Origin of the sequence: Trichlorobacter ammonificans, from assembly GCF_933509905.1 — a bacterium.
Classification (GTDB): Bacteria; Desulfobacterota; Desulfuromonadia; order Geobacterales; family Pseudopelobacteraceae; genus Trichlorobacter; species Trichlorobacter ammonificans.
Genome location: NZ_OW150024.1, coordinates 1,984,430 through 2,001,172, shown reverse-complemented (window position 1 = coordinate 2,001,172; position 16,743 = coordinate 1,984,430). Strand labels below are relative to the sequence as shown.

Annotated in this window: 15 protein-coding genes; all 15 read right to left on the bottom strand. The window is 58.3% G+C overall.

Features of this window, described 5'->3' with window-relative positions; genetic code table 11:
- Positions 1-60 precede the first annotated feature (60 nt).
- Positions 61-2,661, bottom strand: coding sequence for an ATP-dependent chaperone ClpB (gene clpB / locus RAK07_RS09010; protein ID WP_305732502.1), 2,601 nt, complete (start codon positions 2,659-2,661; stop codon positions 61-63).
- A 66-nt stretch (positions 2,662-2,727) separates the two neighbouring features.
- Positions 2,728-3,504 carry an SDR family oxidoreductase gene (locus tag RAK07_RS09005; protein WP_305732501.1) on the bottom strand — a complete coding sequence of 259 codons (777 nt, stop codon included), beginning with the start codon at positions 3,502-3,504 and terminating at the stop codon, positions 2,728-2,730.
- 178 nt (positions 3,505-3,682) lie between these two features.
- Entirely contained in the window at positions 3,683-4,846 is a 1,164-nt protein-coding gene (locus RAK07_RS09000; protein ID WP_305732500.1) for a DUF819 family protein, read from the bottom strand.
- Entirely contained in the window at positions 4,843-5,952 is a 1,110-nt protein-coding gene (locus RAK07_RS08995) for a dipeptide epimerase (RefSeq protein ID WP_305732499.1), read from the bottom strand. Before RAK07_RS08995 ends, RAK07_RS09000 begins: the two co-directional genes overlap by 4 nt.
- Before the next feature lie 122 nt (positions 5,953-6,074).
- Positions 6,075-6,365 carry a hypothetical protein gene (locus RAK07_RS08990; RefSeq protein WP_305732498.1) on the bottom strand — a complete coding sequence of 97 codons (291 nt, stop codon included), beginning with the start codon at positions 6,363-6,365 and terminating at the stop codon, positions 6,075-6,077.
- Between the two features lie 427 nt (positions 6,366-6,792).
- Positions 6,793-8,595 carry a DEAD/DEAH box helicase gene (locus tag RAK07_RS08985; RefSeq protein ID WP_305732497.1) on the bottom strand — a complete coding sequence of 601 codons (1,803 nt, stop codon included), beginning with the start codon at positions 8,593-8,595 and terminating at the stop codon, positions 6,793-6,795.
- A 188-nt stretch (positions 8,596-8,783) separates the two neighbouring features.
- The gene (locus tag RAK07_RS08980) at positions 8,784-11,129 is read right to left on the bottom strand and encodes a DEAD/DEAH box helicase (RefSeq protein WP_305732496.1); all 2,346 of its coding nucleotides are present in this window, start codon (positions 11,127-11,129) and stop codon (positions 8,784-8,786) included.
- The gene (locus tag RAK07_RS08975) at positions 11,126-11,824 is read right to left on the bottom strand and encodes a hypothetical protein (RefSeq protein ID WP_305732495.1); all 699 of its coding nucleotides are present in this window, start codon (positions 11,822-11,824) and stop codon (positions 11,126-11,128) included. Before RAK07_RS08975 ends, RAK07_RS08980 begins: the two co-directional genes overlap by 4 nt.
- A 335-nt stretch (positions 11,825-12,159) precedes the next feature.
- Positions 12,160-12,666 carry a fascin domain-containing protein gene (locus tag RAK07_RS08970; RefSeq protein ID WP_305732494.1) on the bottom strand — a complete coding sequence of 169 codons (507 nt, stop codon included), beginning with the start codon at positions 12,664-12,666 and terminating at the stop codon, positions 12,160-12,162.
- Between the two features lie 94 nt (positions 12,667-12,760).
- Positions 12,761-13,048 (bottom strand): hypothetical protein, encoded by a 288-nt coding sequence (locus RAK07_RS08965; RefSeq protein WP_305732493.1) that lies wholly within the window; start codon positions 13,046-13,048, stop codon positions 12,761-12,763.
- A gap of 94 nt (positions 13,049-13,142) precedes the next feature.
- Positions 13,143-13,592, bottom strand: a complete 450-nt coding sequence (locus RAK07_RS08960) for a protein-export chaperone SecB (protein ID WP_305732492.1) — start codon at positions 13,590-13,592, stop codon at positions 13,143-13,145.
- An 86-nt stretch (positions 13,593-13,678) separates the two neighbouring features.
- Complete coding sequence (locus RAK07_RS08955) at positions 13,679-14,431, bottom strand: DUF2726 domain-containing protein (protein ID WP_305732491.1); 753 nt, start codon at positions 14,429-14,431, stop codon at positions 13,679-13,681.
- Positions 14,432-14,834: 403 nt separating this feature from the next.
- The gene (locus RAK07_RS08950) at positions 14,835-15,251 is read right to left on the bottom strand and encodes a (deoxy)nucleoside triphosphate pyrophosphohydrolase (protein WP_305732490.1); all 417 of its coding nucleotides are present in this window, start codon (positions 15,249-15,251) and stop codon (positions 14,835-14,837) included.
- Positions 15,248-16,444, bottom strand: a complete 1,197-nt coding sequence (locus RAK07_RS08945) for a type II toxin-antitoxin system HipA family toxin (protein ID WP_305732489.1) — start codon at positions 16,442-16,444, stop codon at positions 15,248-15,250. Before RAK07_RS08945 ends, RAK07_RS08950 begins: the two co-directional genes overlap by 4 nt.
- Entirely contained in the window at positions 16,435-16,686 is a 252-nt protein-coding gene (locus tag RAK07_RS08940) for a helix-turn-helix transcriptional regulator (protein WP_305732488.1), read from the bottom strand. Before RAK07_RS08940 ends, RAK07_RS08945 begins: the two co-directional genes overlap by 10 nt.
- Positions 16,687-16,743: the final 57 nt, after the last annotated feature.

Sequence of the window (16,743 nt, the reverse complement as noted above, 5' to 3'; positions counted from 1 at the left end):
ACGCCCCGGTTCCTCACAAGGAGCCGGGGCGTTGTGCATGTCGTTACCGCCATCCCAGCGTTACTGTACCGTGAGCTTCCCGTCCTCCAGGGTCACCCGCAGGGTCCCCCCCTCCAGCACCTGTCCGGCGATGATGGCCCGGGCCACCCTGGTCTCCAGCTCCCGCTGGATGTAGCGCTTCAGCGGCCGGGCGCCGTAGACCGGGTCATAGCCGGCCCTGGCGATCTGTTGCAGCGCCTCGTCGCTGATCTCCAGGGTGATGCGCCGCTCCTTCAGCCGCTCCACCAGCTGGGCTGCCAGCAGCTTGGCGATGCGGGTCACCTCGTCCAGATGTAGCGGCTTGAACAGCACAATGTCGTCCACCCGGTTCAGGAACTCGGGGCGGAACGCCCCTTTGAGCTCGTTCATCACCGCGATGCGGGCCGATTCGCGGATATCGCCGTCGGCGGTGATCCCTTCCAGGAGGTGCGGGGCGCCGATGTTGCTGGTCATGATGATCACGGTGTTCTTGAAGCTGACCGTGCGGCCGTGGCTGTCGGTCACCCGGCCGTCGTCCAGGATCTGCAACAGAATGTTGAAGACATCGGGATGGGCCTTCTCGATCTCGTCGAACAAGAGCACGCAGTAGGGCTTGCGCCGCACCGCCTCGGTGAGCTGCCCCCCCTCTTCGTACCCCACGTAGCCGGGAGGTGCGCCGATCAGCCGCGACACCGCGAACTTCTCCATGTACTCGGACATGTCGATCCGCACCATGTTTTCTTCCGAATCGAACAGCGCCTCGGCCAGGGTGCGGGCCAGTTCGGTCTTGCCCACCCCGGTGGGACCCAGGAAGATGAAGGAGCCGATGGGGCGCTTGGGATCCTTGATGCCGGCCCGGGCCCTGAGCACCGCGTCCGCCACCAGTTGCACCGCCTCGTCCTGCCCCACCACCCGCTGGTGCAGAATCTCGTCCAGCTTGAGCAACTTGTCCCGCTCTGTCTCCACCAGGCGGGTCACCGGAATGCCGGTCCAGCGGGCAACGATCTCGGCGATCTCGTCCTCGGTCACCTCTTCCCGCAACAGCTTCTGGCCACCCTGGCGGCTGGAAAGCGCGGCCTCCTCGTTTTTCAGGGCCGTCTCCAGGCCGGGCAGCTCGGAATACTTCAGCTTGGAGGCCAGTTCCAGGTTGTAGGAGCGCTCCGCCTGCTCGATCTCCCGGCGGGTCTTCTCGATCTGCTCCCGCAACCCCTGCACCCGCTGGATCGCCACCTTTTCGGTGTCGTACTGGGCCCGCATGCTCGCCGCCTTCTCCTTCTCCTCGGCCAGCTCCCTGCGCAGGGCCTCCAGCCGCTCGCGGCTGGCCTCATCCTTCTCCTTTTTCAGCGCCTGTTCCTCGATCTCCAGCTGCATCACCCGGCGGGAGATGGTGTCCAGTTCCGACGGCAGCGAATCGATCTCGGTGCGCAGCATGGCGCAGGCCTCGTCCACCAGGTCGATGGCCTTGTCCGGCAGGAACCGCTCCGTGATGTAGCGGTGGGAGAGGGTGGAGGCGGCCACCAGGGCGTTGTCCTGGATCTTCACCCCGTGGTGCACCTCGAACCGCTCTTTGAGCCCCCGCAGGATGGAGACCGTGTCCTCCACCGTGGGCTGCTCCACCAGCACCGGCTGGAAGCGGCGCTCCAGGGCCGCATCCTTCTCGATGTTCTGGCGGTACTCGTCCAGGGTGGTGGCGCCGATGCAGTGCAGCTCACCCCGGGCCAGCATCGGCTTCAGCATGTTGCCGGCATCCATGGCCCCTTCCGCCTTGCCGGCACCCACGATGGTATGCAGTTCGTCGATGAAGAGGATGATCCGGCCGGCCGCCTCCTTCACCTCGTTCAGCACCGCCTTCAGCCGTTCCTCGAACTCGCCCCGGTACTTGGCCCCGGCGATCAGGGCCCCCATGTCCAGGGCAAACACGGTCTTGTCCTTGAGTCCCTCCGGTACGTCGCCCTTGACGATCCGCTGGGCCAGTCCCTCCACCACCGCGGTCTTGCCCACCCCCGGCTCGCCGATCAGCACCGGGTTGTTCTTGGTCTTGCGGGAGAGGATCCGGATCACCCGGCGGATCTCCTCGTCACGGCCGATCACCGGGTCCAGCTTGTCGGTGCGGGCCATCTTCACCAGATCCCGGCCGTACTTCTCCAGGGCCTCGTAGGTCTCCTCCGGGTTGGCCGAGGTGACCCGCTGGTTGCCCCGCACCGCCGTCAGGGCCGCCAGCAGCTTTTCCTGGGTAACACCGTACTGCTTCAGCAGCTTGCCGGCGGCACTGCCGTCCCCCTCGGCCACCAGGGCCAGCAGCAGGTGCTCCACCGACACGTACTCGTCCTTGAGCCGCTTGGCCTCGGCTTCGGCCGCCACCAACAGGCGGGAGAACCGTTGGGAAACGTAGATCTTGCCCGGCTCGGCGCCGGGACCCGAGACCCGGGGGCGGCGGTCCAGCTCGGCCTCTGCCGCCTTCTGCAGACCCGGCAGGTCCAGGTCCATCCTGGTCAGCAGGCGGGGTACCAGCCCCCCCTCCTGGGACAGCAGGGCCCAGAGCAGATGCTCGCCATCCACCTCAACATGGCCGAAGCTGGTGGCCTTGGCCTGGGCTGCGGCCAGCGCTTCCTGGGATTTTTGGGTTAAACGGTTGATGTCCATAGTTGTGCGTCCTTTCACCGGTGCATGCAGCACCTGAAACAGAGGTAAGCATGCCGCCGGAGGAAGTCAAGGCACCGGGGGCATTTTCTCTGTCCGGTGGACCGCCAGCGGCGCCCAGCTCTGGTCGATGCACATCACCTCCAGGGTGTTGATGTTGACGTGGGGGGGCTGGTCCGCCACCCAGCGGATGATGGAGGCCACGTCATGGGCGGAAAGCGGCGTGCTGCCCTCGTACACCCTGGCGGCCCTGGCGCTGTCCCCCTTGAACCTGACGTTGGAGAACTCGGTCTCCGCCATGCCGGGGGCGATGCAGGTGGCCCGCACCATGGTCCCCTGCAGGTCGGTGCGCAGGTTGCGGGTGAACTGCTCCACAAACGCCTTGGTGCCGCCGTAGACGTTCCCCCCGGCGTAGGGCCAGGCCCCGGCGGTGGAGCCGATGTTGATCACGTGTCCCCGGTTGCGGGCCACCATGCCGGGCAGGATGAAGCGGGTGCAGTAGGTGAGCCCCTTGATGTTGGTATCGATCATGGTGTCCCAATCGTCGAGTGAGACTTGGTGGGCCGGCTCCAATCCCAGGGCCAGGCCGGCGTTGTTCAGCAGGATGTCAATGGCGCGAAACGGTTCCGGCAGTCCGGCCACTGTCTGCTCCACAGCGACGCGATCCCGGACGTCCAGCTGGACGGCATGGATTTCAGTCTGACCCTGCAACTCCTCCTGCAGGGCCTGCAGCGGTTCCAGACGGCGGGCCGCCAGCACCAGCCGGTCCCCGGCCTGGGCGAAGAGCCGGGCGCTGGCCGCGCCGAACCCTGACGAAGCGCCGGTAATGAACACCGTACGTGACATGGTAACCTCCTTGATTGTCGAGATAGATTTTCAGCAGACGGTTGAAAGTCCTAAGGTTGCTCAAAAACGGTCAGATCGTCGCACCCGCAGAAAACCCTGCGGAGGCGTAGCAGCGCTACGCCGCACAAAGCCGCTTTCGAGGACGGCGGCGAGATGGCTCTTTTTCAGCAACCTTGTGTTACACCAGACGGCAGAGGTGGGCGCTGATAATCCCCAGCCCGGTCCCCACCAGATTCCCCAGGATCGCCAGCAGCAGCCCCACCGGCGCCATCCCGGGCTGGTAGACCTCGGCCACCACCGGCGCCGAGGCCACCCCGCCGATAGAGGCCTGGCTGGCGGTGGCGGCCAGAAAGAGCGGTGCCCGCAGCAGCCGCGCCGCCATCAGCAGGAACAGGCCGTGGACCGCCACGATCACGACGCCGGCGGCCAGCAGCAGCAGGGCCGAGCCGATGCTGGCCGCCGAGGCCCGGGCCCCGATGGTGGTCAGCACGAAATAGAGCAGAAACGAGCCGGCGCGGGAGGCGCCGTACCGCTCCAGCCGGCGCAGCGGCGTGAAGGAGAGCAGGATGCCCAGCAGGGTGACGATGACGATGGTCCAGGTGGCGGTGGAGACGAGATCCCTGATCTGGGGGAGCTGGCGGGCCAGCAGGTGGGCCAGGCCGCTCACCGCCATGGCCGGCAGCACCAGCGCGGCCGCTCCCGTCAGGCAGTACTCCTGCCCCTGCCGCTGCCGGTCGCCCGCGATCCGGCTGCCCAGTTCGTCAAGGATGGTCCGGTCCGCCCGGTTCCAGCGGTCAAAGGCCGGCTGCAGCGCCACCCCGGCCATCAGCATCCCCATCCAGAGGTAGGGGATCACCGTATCCACGATCACCATCGGCGCAAAGACGTGGTCCGGCACGGCCAGGGCCTCACGGGCCGCGATCATGTTGGCGCTGCCGCCGGTCCAGGAGGCGCAGAGGGCGCCGAACCCGGACCAGAACCCGGCCCCCACCAGCGGCTTGAACAGGGCAAAGGAGAGCACGCCCCCGGCAATGATGCCGACGGCGCCGGCAACGAACATGGCCAGGGCCTTGGGCCCCAGGCGGAGGATGGCCCGTGCGTCCACCGGCACCAGCAGCAGCACCAGGCTGGCCGGCAACAGCCAGCGGGTCACCTGGGCGTAGAGCGGGCTGGCGGGATCGATCAGGCCGTTCCCTGCGGCCAGCATGGGCAGGAAATAGATCCAGAACACCGGCGGGATAAAGGAAAACCAGCGCCCGGTGCGGGGGTGGCGGGCCAGCCCCAGCACCAGCAGTTCCAGTGCCAGCAGGACAAGGGCGATCAGCAGCGGGTGGGTGATCATCCCAGGGGGGGCGCAACCCCGATGCCGGGTCCTGCCGCAGCCAGGTTGAACCGGCCGCCGGCGTCCAGGTAGGGGGAGTGGGCGAAGGGACCGCTGATGAAGAAGGTGGTGTCCAGGTCGATGAAATCGAAGCAGCCCATGCCGGCGGCGAAATGGGCCGCCGTGGTGATGGCCAGGGAGCTTTCCATCATGGCCCCCAGCATCAGCCTGATGCCGTGCACGCTGGCGAAGCGGGCGATCCGGGCCGCCTCGGCGATGCCGCTCTTCATGAACTTGATATTGATGGCACTGACCGTGTGGGAGGCGATGGCCCGCTCCGCCTCGGCCAGGGAACCCACGCTCTCGTCGGCGCAGACCAGGATGCCGGAGCGCGCCGCCTCGCGGGTCACCATGGCCAGCCCCTCCCAGTCGGCCTTGGGTACCGGCTGTTCCACCAGCGCGGGGCGGATGCCCATGCCCTCCAGACGGCGCAGGAAGGCAAGCATGGCGTCGGCGGTAAACCCCATGTTGGCGTCCAGGATCAGGCTGCTGTCCGGCGCGGCCCGCCGTACCGCCCGCACCCGCACCAGGTCCAGCTCGTGGTCCCGGCCGATCTTGATCTTGAAGGTGGTGAACCCCTGGGCTGCGTACCGTTGCGCAGCGCGTTCCGCCTCCTCAAGGGAACCGATGACGATGGTGATGTCGCTCTGGAAGGAGTAACGGGGGGAACAGCCGGGGGGCGGTGAAAAGAGGGCATGAAGGGGGATGCCCCGCGTGCGGGAGTAAATGTCCAGCAGGGCCGCCTCGAAGGCGGCCAGACCCGCGTGGTTGCCGGTAAAACAGGGAGAAAACTCCTCCACCAGCTCCGGCAGGTCGCTGACCGTGCGGCCCACCAGCCGGTCGGCCGCGGCCTGCAGGGTATCGCGGGTGCCGGTCACGGTCTCGCCGGTGATATGGCTGGCCACCGCAGCCTCGCCGTAGCCGTAGATGCCGTTGTCGGCCTTCAGCCGCAGAAACACGTTCTCCATCCGGTCGTGCTGCCCGGTGGCGATCCGAAACGGCGTCACCAGCGGTGCCGTTGCCACCACCACCTCCGCTTCCCGTATGGTAACCAGAGCTTCAGCCATTGTCTCCTCCACCGGTACTCGAAATCACTGCCGTGCGGAACATCCTCCATTTCCCCGGTTGCGTCAACAGCTCTCTACAGAGCACCGGCCTGATTCCGTGACCGGCCGGGTATCATGTCTGTTCATGTTTTTGGCTCGGTCCGGGTAAGCCTGGAATGAAGGTTCAGGCCGAGCAGATCCCGCGCCTCACGCATGGCAGCGGTAAATCCGTCCTTTGCGGCATGATGGACCGCATTCGGCTCCCCGTCCTCGTCCCAGGGCCAGCCGGTGCGGACGATCATGATCAGCAGGGTTTCGAGTTCGTCGGCCTTGTGGCGCAGCCCGGCCTGCTCCGCCTCCAGTTCCGCCAGGAGCGACGGGTCAACACCCTTCTCCTGCAGCGTGGTCTTCAACCTGGCCAATGCTGTTGGCATGGGTTCCTCCGGTGTGATCGTATAGTTTCAGGTCTTTGATTCCGTCTGGTCATCCGCTCACGAGGCCGCCGTGGTGGGGGAGAACACCTATCTGTCATGGTCTGTACGCAATTACTACGACATGCGTTGACTACCCGACATTTCCCCCCCCCCCGTTCCCTCCCCCGCTGGGGGGGGAACGGGGGGGGGCATGTCGAGTAGTCAACGTATTCATTTTTTTAATGTCAAGAACGGCTTCAACAGGTGCCATGATATCCTCTTTCATGTGCGTTTAAACCTAGTTTAAACGGTTTAAACGTGTTGTGGACATCCGTCAACTCATCGTCCTGCAGGCCGCCAGCTTCTTGTTCGTCTTCTCTCCGACCCTTCGAGTTCGGAGACCGCTGACGCTGGTAATCCCGTTGGCACGGCAAATCCGCCAGTTCCTTCAAACGGTATGTGAAGCCGCATACTGTTCTCCAACCGTCATGACCAAATGTTCTGTGGCGCGGGTCATGGCCACATACAGCAGCTTGGCTGTTTCGGCATCGGTTTTGGCTTGTTCCGAGATACGGCTGCCCATCACAGCCACGAGCGGAAATTCCAGCCCTTTACAGCTATAGCAACTCAGAAAACCCACTCTGTTTTCTTTGTTATTGAAACGGAGCTTGTCTTTTCCGGCAAAAGGAATCCCTGCGTCACACAACGCCCGATATAGCTCATTGCTATCCTGAGCATCCCAGAAAAGCACCGCCATATCCTTCCAGGACACCCCGCCGTGATGTGCTTCTTTCAACCGTTGGGCTATCGCGTCAGCCTCTTCGGGGATGGTCGGCAGCTTTATCAATACCGGTTTTGAACCACGCCTGCCGCCGGGAACCGGGGCAAGGCGAGGAATGCCGTCTTCATCCGCTTCTTCCTGGGTGAGCTGTCCCTGAACAAACCGGGCGGCAAAGTTCAGAATCTCGTCGGTATTGCGATAATTTATCCGCAAGATGGTGGTGCGCCCCTGGGCCTGGATGCCGACGCTCTTGAAGCTGAATTTGCCTTTCCTGCGGGTATCGTAGATGGACTGGGCATCGTCGTACAGCACCAGCAACGAGTTGGAAGAAGGGTTAACCATCTGCACCACCAGCTTCAGCCACTCAGAGCGGAAGTCATGCCCTTCATCGATCATCACCGCATCATACTGACCGGCCGGGATCATCTTCCGATCAACCTGGCGGATCACCGTATCTACCAGCTCATCGCAAAAGTCGTCACTGCCGCTGCAACTTGGCGGTATCGGTATGTTGTAAGTCTTGAGCTGCCGGTAGCACCAGGCATGGAAATGATACACCTGCACCTTGTCGGCAATCCCCTTTGCCTCCATCCACTGCTGTAGCCGGTGAGCCAGCACCTTGTTGTAGCAGAGGATCAGAATCGGGCGGGTACAGACCTTGGCCAGATGTTCGGCCCGATAGCCCAGGATCATGGTTTTGCCGGAACCGGCCACACCATGGATAACCCGGTGACCTTCTCCCAGGCTGCGGGCCAACTGCTCCTGCTGCAGGTCCATAACCCGCATGATGTCGGGCAGCGCTTGCGGTTCATCATCCAAGGCATCGAACAGCGAAGCCTGTTTGTATGGCAGGCGGACTTCCGGAAACAGGTGCCAGCGCACCCGCTCGATTTGCGGCAGGGTCAACATACCAGCGGCGTTGAACGGGAACATCCCCCAAAGCCGCTCCTGAAAGGTCATGGCATCCACTGATTCGGTCATCTCATCCTTGAAGATGATCCAGCGCGAGTCGATCACCTCTTCCAGGTCGGTCTGTTCGTACTCTTTGCGGGTGATGTTGGTCAAGACAACGCCGCAGGCCCAAGGGAAAAGCAGCTTGCCCTGATAGCGTCCTTCGCTGTGGATAAGCTGGGGATCGGTCTGAAGGATATTGACCACTGCGGTGGTATACTCACGGGCCTGTTCCAGCGGGTTCTTTTCATTCTTGGTCTGACCATGAACGATCAACTCAGCTTCATGATGGTTCAGCGACGTGATCGTGCTTAAACGCCAGTCCTTTACCTCCAGAATCAGGATGCCGCGCCGGGGGTGCATGATGATGAAGTCAGGATGCAGGCGTTTGGGACCGATAGGCACGTTGTACCAGCAGAGATAATCATCTTCCAGCTTGGCCTCAAGCAGGCGGGCAAAGCGGCGTTCGCCGGAGGTGGCGAATTTGCAGGTGGATATGGATGGGATGAGGATGGACATTTTGGATGACCTTCCGATTGTGAATAATGAAGACGCGACCCTTTGCTACGGTTCGCGCAGTTGACCCGTTCGGGCAGTCTTTCCGCCCGACCGGTGTCGAACTGCCGGGTTGGGACCTCGCCTTTTTAGCCTGTTGCCATTTTACTTTTGTCTCGTGTCAAGGGCTGACCCTTTTGAGGCTCCCCGAATTACAGATACCTCTCGACCAATTCCCAGACTGGCTCTTCCCGCAAATCTTCAACTGCTTCATCAAAGGTGATTCCGTCTTCATCAATACTTAAGACATATCCCTCTACCATTTCGATATCTTCAAATGAAAAGCCATACCTAAGCAGCCATATTTCTTTTTCATCGTTAGTCCCATAGCGAACATAGTTGACCATTGCTTGAGCCCGGTCGTCCTCTGTACGCTGATAATAACTGTCATATGCCGCTACGAAGATATCAGCTAAAGAGAAGGAAATCACCTTATCCATGTAATCGTAAGTATCATAAACAAGATGATCAAAGTTTATCTCTGATACGTGCAGATGATCTCCGAAACTCGATGGTGGGCTCTTAGTTAAGGTTGAATTCGGAAGCTGATAAGGTAAGGAAGAGTACTCTATCTCAAGGGATCGATATTTACTGTCGTACTCATTCTCTGATATTTCTCCTCTACGAAGAGCTCTTATCAGCTCTCTTCTTAGTTTTGCCTTTGACAAATAATTATAACGAAGCATGATTACTTCGCGGAAAGATTTTCCTTGGATATGCCAAAGAAATATTGTAATAGCGCTTGAAAGTACTGTCTTCTCTCCAGTTTTAAGATCGCGTTTCAATGAAATAGAGAAAATATTCTTAAAAGTACCTTTAATCTCGCTCCTATGCTCTTCAGGAAGCTCACGATATGCGTTGCCAGTAATCAACTCACCCTTGTCAAACAGTAAATCGAGCGACAATGCCACATGTTTGCCACATTCCACTGACGCAAGTCTCTCAAGGCGAGTACCTGGCAAGTTATATTCGTCGGATATTGTTTCATTTTGAATAGATTCAATATCCTCCCTTATGTCTTCAGGTAGCTCTTCAGAATCGCTATCTATCAGCGAAGTCTCTTCAAGCACCAAAGAAGCTGACAGCCGATCAATAAATTGCTTTATATTTTCAACAACAACAAAACCAAAATCAAACTTATCAACGTCTTTGCTGGTTCTACCTGCCCTTCCAATCAAATTTCTTAGACCAAGTGCTTTATTCTCTTCAGATCCCAAAAATCTTATATTATCAGCCCACACCACATCGAAGGGCATGTTAACCCCCTGCGCTAGCGTAGAGGTTGAAAAGCAGATTTTCGCATACCCTTGCTTGGTAAAATGTTCAATCTGATATCTAACAGGAAGCGGAACAGAACCATGGTGGATTACGACCCCTCGCCTCATCAACTCCACGAGGTCAGACCCTTTACCCTTTGCACCTATCAGTCTTTCGATTCTGTCAACAATGGCCAGCGCCTTTTTGTTGGTTATAGGCTCACACATATCGACATAGCGGCCGAACTTTCCAATGCAGCTTTTATCGTATATGGAGGACTTAGAGACAAAAACTAGGAGGGTTCCACCAGCAGCAATAACTTGCCCAACAGCATCTTCCGGAAATTCACAATGATTTTTTATATAATGCCCATTCTCTAAAAATGGCGAAAACGACGTAAAACCTCCCGTCTCCCTATCAGTTCCTAAATAAATTTTCCCAACAGCCCCATATGAATAAGCCTTCGCAGACGCCGCTTCTTCAAATTGATGCTTTACGAGTTGTGCTTCGGGATTCTCAACAAACGGGTGAGCAAAAACTTTTCTCGCATCAGGATAAGCACGTTCAGCACGCCTTACGAACGAATCAAAATTAACTCCGCGCCACTTCTCATCCGACAACTGCGCTTCGTCAAACAGAAAAAGAGACACCTCATATTTTTCAGCATCTCTAAACAAATCTTTTCCACGCTCAGGAGTTACGACAAATACACGCCTCTTGGTCGCTGACTTATTAATGTCGTCAATGAATTGCAGGACCAAAATGCTAGGGTCATCTTGCAGAATAGACCTCACTGCAATCAAATACTCTGCAATCAACGCTCGTGAGGGAACAACGATGACTACATCGCCTTTTTCATCCCTTATAAGCTGTCTAAATAAATAGGATTTCCCTGCACTTGTCGGTGTAGAAAAAGAAAAATATTTATTATCAAGAATCCCACTTCTAATGCTGGCCTGCACCGGCGTGAGGACTTGGTTGGCCTGCTCCACAATTGCGTCCTTGAATGTTGAGTAAGCCAGACTTAGAACATCTTTGGGTTCACCAACCTTATGGAACAAACCAAGAAGATAAGTAAGCCTCCCCTCATATTCAGCAAATATAGGGGAGTGGAAATACTTCAGATAAGCCAATGCCTCTAAATCTTCGGAACGCGTTGGACCGTTAACATGCAATCGCTCCAAAATAGAGGTCATCAACTCCAAAGGATTCTCATGCTGGATAATTTCGGCAGGCCTCATGTCCGAACTCCGATCACGTAGAGCTCATCAGCCCTTTTGCATAGCGCCTGCACAAAATCTGAAGCCAGAGCATTTGCTAGGATTTTCTCATGGTTTTTAGAATGCAAAGAAAACGCAATCGCTAAGCCGCGTGATCCCTTTAGAAAAGCATCCATTGCTTCACCACTTGCCAAATGCGTCAGGTGAACGGCATCCATTTTATCTTTATTCGCATCGATAAAGTCGTGAGCTTGCGATGCCGCGTCAGTATATGAGCTCTGGTTACGATTGTATTTCGCTTCGCCAAAAGCAATTCTGTTATTGTGACTTTCTGTATGAAAATCAAAACCAGGATTGCCGCTTAATTGCTCTTTCCAAAGCTCAGAAAGTGGCAGCACAGTATGGCCAAGCTTGGCGCCTAAGCAATCCCCCGCAGACATGGAAACTACATATTCTCCAAACTCAGCTCCGATATTGCCATCAGCAGATTGGAAAATTTCAACAAGTTTAGCAGCCGTTTTTAAGGCAATTGTTTCATAGGAAGTCCTTGGGATAGGCCCAAGTCCGGAAATCCATGAAGTATCGTTTATTGTTGAAATCATCTCGACGGCACGTCCTGACAAATCATCAACATCAACACAGAATAGATGGGTTTCAGCTGTAGCCTCTGCTGGAAGCTCTGCGGCGTTGACAAGTTTATGGTATGTAATATTCACTTCACCCCCCTGTATGTGGGTTCGGGACCATCAGTTGAAGCAGCGACAATCCATCCGGTCGTAGTAGTTCCATCCGCAAGCGTCCTATCCAGTTGTGGTATGCCGGAACTGAAGACCTCAATCTATTCTCCTCGCGCCACGCAGCGCTCAACTTGTCTAGCTTTTTTTCTTCAAGGTTCATTGTGTCTATCACTCCAACGGGGTGCCCCATGACCCGCCCGCCCAGATTTTTCGGGCGGTCGGCGTCCATGGGGCTTGTTGGGACATCTCTCTTCTCTTACGTCCTTTGTCGAGGGCTGACTCCTCAATTTCCTCCTCTACGTCCCAAAGCTACTCTACGCACCAACAATAATTGGAAGTATGGTTTCAGCGGCTTTCAAGACGTCTCCAACGGTATTCCACCAAGTCTGGTTTTTTATTGGTTGGCCAGCAGATGGGACCATAGTGAAATGCTCCCAGGCAGCCGCATTTCGCCGATCTGCGATAACTTCGCCTCCGTATTGTGTGTCTTGGGCGGGTGGCTGTGCACACAGCCACGTCGAATGTGCGCTTCTGAGGCACACCGTAGTTTTGTCGCCACCCGCATATAATCTCCACTGTTCCCATGAAGCAGGTGCAGTGCGGTCGCAAATCGCACGACCACTCGGCTCCGCACAAAGCCAGAGATTAGTTCTGAAATTTTGAAGTGAAATTTGGCCATCAGGCCAAACATACACGTTCCACCGCTCCTCCTCACCTGGATTTTGAACCTCTTGACTTGCATGCATCTCTCCGTCTGTGTGGGCCTGCAGCAGCCTCCCATGTGCACTGATAAAGACAAACTGACCGATAAAGTTAAGCATATGAATCTCCTTTTATCTTTTATTATGGGGGCTTAGCCCTTTTTAAATATTGCCAACGATTGTTACATTCCTAAACGAACTGTTGAATTACATGTTAGCAGCCCTTTTTTGTGTCGAACCATCCATTGCACCCGCATTCAAATTTTGATTTGTTTTTACAGACTGTGGAACCTTTACTGTACTCACGCCCTTCCCAAGTGCACGTACATCCTGCTTTTTCTGCGGCCTCCTTGCTTTCGAAAAAGGGACTATCAGGTCTTTTGCTAGTGGCAGATGCTTTCTTTTCCGCCTTCGGTTTTTGATCCTCAGCATTTGCCGTTGTAATATTTAGCGAAAATCCGAACACCAAAGCCACGACGACGTTCATCATCATCTTCTTCATAATAGTGTCCTCCTTGAGAATTTATAAGGCTCTTGGGCCTCTTGCTGCTAAAGATTGAGGTTTGAAAAATCCGGGACACTCCCCGGTTTTCTCACTACTTCCCCTTCCGTACCACCTTCTTCCTCTTCTTCCCCGCCTCCGCCTTCTGCTTGATCACCTCAATAAAATTAACCCCCGGCAACACGAACTTGCCGTGCCAACTGGTAGCGGTGGCATCGGCCACGGTGCCGCGGGCCACGCCGTAGAGCATGGAAAGGCCGTTCTGGGCGATCATGGCGTTGATCATCGCCTCGTCCGTTCCCTCGGTGAAGCTGAAAAATCCGCTTAACTTCACGTGAATGCGGTAATCACCGCGTTCAAACGCCTTGTCATCGTGGTTGACGTCCACCACCAGGGTAACCATGAAATCAAGCGGGTCGTCGCCACTGCGTTTGATGTCGAAATCGATGTTGAGTGCCCCGGATGTTGCACTGCCCGCTTCGTGATCACGGTTACCGAGAGTACCTGCAGTTAGTTTCTGATCTGACGTATCGCTTTCCCGCATACCGCTCTCCCTGCCCTTCGTCGCGTCGTTGCGCCGTCGTGCGAGCTCCTCGCCGTTACGGTGTCCGTCGCGTCGTTGCGACACCGCTACGTGGCCGTGTCGCTCCGGAGCAACGAGGGGTCCAGCGCCACCACCTGGCGGCAGTCGGGGAAGGTGGAGCAGGCCCAGAACCATTTGCCGGCGTATTTTCCCTTGGTGGCCTGGCGTTTCACCATGACCGACGAGCAGCTTGGGCAGAGCGGTTCCTGTGGCCGGGCCGGCAGGGCGTCTGCGGTTTCGGCCGCAGACGCCTGCTGCGGAGCGGTGGCTTCCCGCGCTGCAGGGCGGGGGGGCGTCACAGTCAGGTCGGGCAGTAGTTCAGTCAGGTGCTCCCGCAGTTCCTGCAGGGCGTAGCGCAGTTTGGCCGGAACATGGAGGACCGGAATGCCGGCCTGGGCAAGAACGCGGTCCACCAGGGCGTCCCGTGCGATTCGGTCTTCCCGCTCATGGCTGCGGTCGTCCAGTTCCACCACGCCGACAATGGCGAGGTCGGCACGTGTGCAGATCACGAAATCGACATGCTTGCGGTCGATGCGGTTTTTGGCAATGGCCCGTTCACGGGGGGAGAGGCCGGGGGCGGGCCTGACCATGTCGGCCAGGTTGACCTTGCCGAAGGCCCGGTAGGGACTGCCGTCCAGGGCCTGCTCCAGCACCCCCAGGAAGGAGCGTTCGGCAGCGGTAAACAGGATGCTTCTGCTGACGTAGCACTGTTGCTCGTCGTCGCTGCTCCGTACGGTTTTCAGGATAAGCAGGAGTCCGGCAAACAGGATGAGTACCAGTACGATGCTCAGGGTTGCCATTGGTTGCTTCTCCCTTCAGGTACCCCTGGCGGGGTAACCGCTGGCCGCGATCCGGCCGATGTTTCTGTTTCTTGCAAAGGCTCCAAAAACGATCCCTCAAAAGTTTGTCTGATCGCAACTATCAGAAATAAAATGGAAAAATCGTTATTTATCAGCTGATTGCTCAAGTGTTGGAAAGATTTTTTACACAGCGGTATTCCTTAGTGATCACGGACTGTTATGGGGCCATTGAAAAAAACTTTCCACACTCTGTGGAAAACAAAAAACCCGCCGGTTGGGCGGGTTTCAGGGAGACGGTATCGTGATGGCTCTGGTTGGTCTGGGGGGCATGGCGCTCTCCTGCCAGTCGGTTTGTATAAATGTATACGGTATGTACCGCAGCCATGGGGCGGTTGTCCAGCGATTATCTGCGGGCCTCCATGATACCGCAGCGGGCCAGGTAGCCGTTGATGACCGGCAGGTCGGCCTCGGCCCAATCCAGGGTCAGCAGCTCCCCCGGCGGGAGCCAGGCAAGGGCCGCATGTTCATGCAGGACCGGTTCTCCGCCGACCATGCCGCAGACAAAAGGGTAGAGGGTGACGCTGAAGTCCGGGTAGGCGTGGGTATGCTCGGGCAGGGGGTGCCGTATGACCACCCGCAGCGACAGCTCTTCCACCAGTTCCCGCAGCAGGCACTGTTCAGCCGTTTCCCCGTGATCGATCTTGCCGCCGGGGAATTCCCACTTGAGCGGCAGGCTCATGGCGGCGCTGCGCCGGGTTGCCAGCACCAGGCCGTTTCGTTCGATGATGGCGCAGGCCACCCGCAGATGTTTTCCGGTCATTGCAGCTCCCGTACCCCCTGTTCCCAGGCGGCGATCATCAGTTTTCCCACCGGCCGGAAGCCGGGGTGTTCCGCCATCACCAGCGGCAGGAGCCGCCGCGTTTCCATGACTGCCGTGCTCACCTGCTCGAAGGTGGCGCGGATTATCCCCACCGGCAGGCAGAGGTGGGCCACGGCGAACCGTTCCAGCACCCGCCGGGGCCACCAGCATCGTTTTCCCTGCAGCGTGAGTGCCGGCAGGTCTTCGGCCGCATAGGCGGTGGTGGTGGTCAGGTCGAAGACCGGGGCCAGGGTAACGGTCTCCCCCGGTCCGCGGTAGAGCAGGCCGAAGTTTTTCAGGTGACTGTCACCGTTGCGCAGCATGACCGACAGCAGCAGGGCGGCAAAGAACTGCTGGCGGGCCGCCATGAGCCGGTCACCGGAGACGAACTGCCGGATGGTGGCGGCGATCTGTTCGCAGGAACCGGTGTATTTGAGGGCCGTGCCCAGCCCCTGCAGGGAGCAGAAATCCTCGAACCCCAGCTGCTCTCCCTCCGGGGTGCTGTCGAACCGTTTGACGATGAACAGACCGGCGTCGCGGGAAAGGTGAAACTCCGGTACCGGCAGGCCGGCTTTGGCTGCGGCGGTCATGCAGAGCTGCTCGTTGAGGGCCAGGTGGGGGTGGCTCCGCTCCCAGGTTTTCACGAGGTAATGGTGTGGCGTGCCGTTGTGGACTGCCCGCAGCAGCACCTTGGGGTGAACCCCGGCAACGCAGGAGGAGAGGGCGTGACGCTCCAGCAGCTCGGGGAAAAGCCGGTGCGTGTCCGGGTGATTCAGCAGCTCCTCCAGGAAGACCGCCGGTCCGGACGGCGGCTCCGGCAACGGGGCGTCCGCCGGAGCGCAGCGCAGCCGTCCCGGCTGGTGTGCGCCGCACATCCGCAGGATGGCCAGGTCGTCATCCCCGGCAGCCGGGGCAATGGCCCGCCGGATGGTTTCCTGCAGGCTCCCCTCCGGCAGGTTCATCTGAAAAATTGGGTGCAGAGACCGGGAGAGCCAGGTTTCCAGGCGCACCGGCATGGTAAGGGAGACCCGGGTTTCCGGGGCGGCATCGGGAGCACAGGCAAAGAGGTATTCCCGCTGCCGCTCGCGGGCCAGCAGACCGGCGTGGCGGTCACCAACCGAAACGGCCAGGGGAGCGCTGCCGCTTAACGCCATGATTCAGGTTCCCCGCGCAGGTTCTCCAGGGTGGGTGGGGGCTGTGCCGTTGTCACCCGCAGTTCCAGCCCCAGGTACTCCAGCAGGCGGATCAGCTTGCGTACGCCGATCTCCTGCACCGAGCCGTTTTCGATCTGGCCGATGGTGGTACGGCTCATTCCCAGGGCATGGGCCAGGTCGGCCTGGGTCAGGCGGCGCTGTTTGCGGGCCTGGCGGATATGGTTACCGATTTCGAAAAGCATACGCTGCACTCTATATGATTCATTTTGTGATTTCAAATGCTATGTGCATTACAAATA

Bases quoted from the DNA above. Each gene is read 5' to 3' on its own strand.
- clpB (WP_305732502.1), bottom strand. From the start codon at position 2,661: ATGGACATCAACCGTTTAACCCAAAAATCCCAGGAAGCGCTGGCCGCA.
- RAK07_RS09005 (WP_305732501.1), bottom strand. From the start codon at position 3,504: ATGTCACGTACGGTGTTCATTACCGGCGCTTCGTCAGGGTTCGGCGCG.
- RAK07_RS09000 (WP_305732500.1), bottom strand. From the start codon at position 4,846: ATGATCACCCACCCGCTGCTGATCGCCCTTGTCCTGCTGGCACTGGAA.
- RAK07_RS08995 (WP_305732499.1), bottom strand. From the start codon at position 5,952: ATGGCTGAAGCTCTGGTTACCATACGGGAAGCGGAGGTGGTGGTGGCA.
- RAK07_RS08990 (WP_305732498.1), bottom strand. From the start codon at position 6,365: ATGCCAACAGCATTGGCCAGGTTGAAGACCACGCTGCAGGAGAAGGGT.
- RAK07_RS08985 (WP_305732497.1), bottom strand. From the start codon at position 8,595: ATGTCCATCCTCATCCCATCCATATCCACCTGCAAATTCGCCACCTCC.
- RAK07_RS08980 (WP_305732496.1), bottom strand. From the start codon at position 11,129: ATGAGGCCTGCCGAAATTATCCAGCATGAGAATCCTTTGGAGTTGATG.
- RAK07_RS08970 (WP_305732494.1), bottom strand. From the start codon at position 12,666: ATGCTTAACTTTATCGGTCAGTTTGTCTTTATCAGTGCACATGGGAGG.
- RAK07_RS08965 (WP_305732493.1), bottom strand. From the start codon at position 13,048: ATGAAGAAGATGATGATGAACGTCGTCGTGGCTTTGGTGTTCGGATTT.
- RAK07_RS08960 (WP_305732492.1), bottom strand. From the start codon at position 13,592: ATGCGGGAAAGCGATACGTCAGATCAGAAACTAACTGCAGGTACTCTC.
- RAK07_RS08955 (WP_305732491.1), bottom strand. From the start codon at position 14,431: ATGGCAACCCTGAGCATCGTACTGGTACTCATCCTGTTTGCCGGACTC.
- RAK07_RS08950 (WP_305732490.1), bottom strand. From the start codon at position 15,251: ATGACCGGAAAACATCTGCGGGTGGCCTGCGCCATCATCGAACGAAAC.
- RAK07_RS08945 (WP_305732489.1), bottom strand. From the start codon at position 16,444: ATGGCGTTAAGCGGCAGCGCTCCCCTGGCCGTTTCGGTTGGTGACCGC.
- RAK07_RS08940 (WP_305732488.1), bottom strand. From the start codon at position 16,686: ATGCTTTTCGAAATCGGTAACCATATCCGCCAGGCCCGCAAACAGCGC.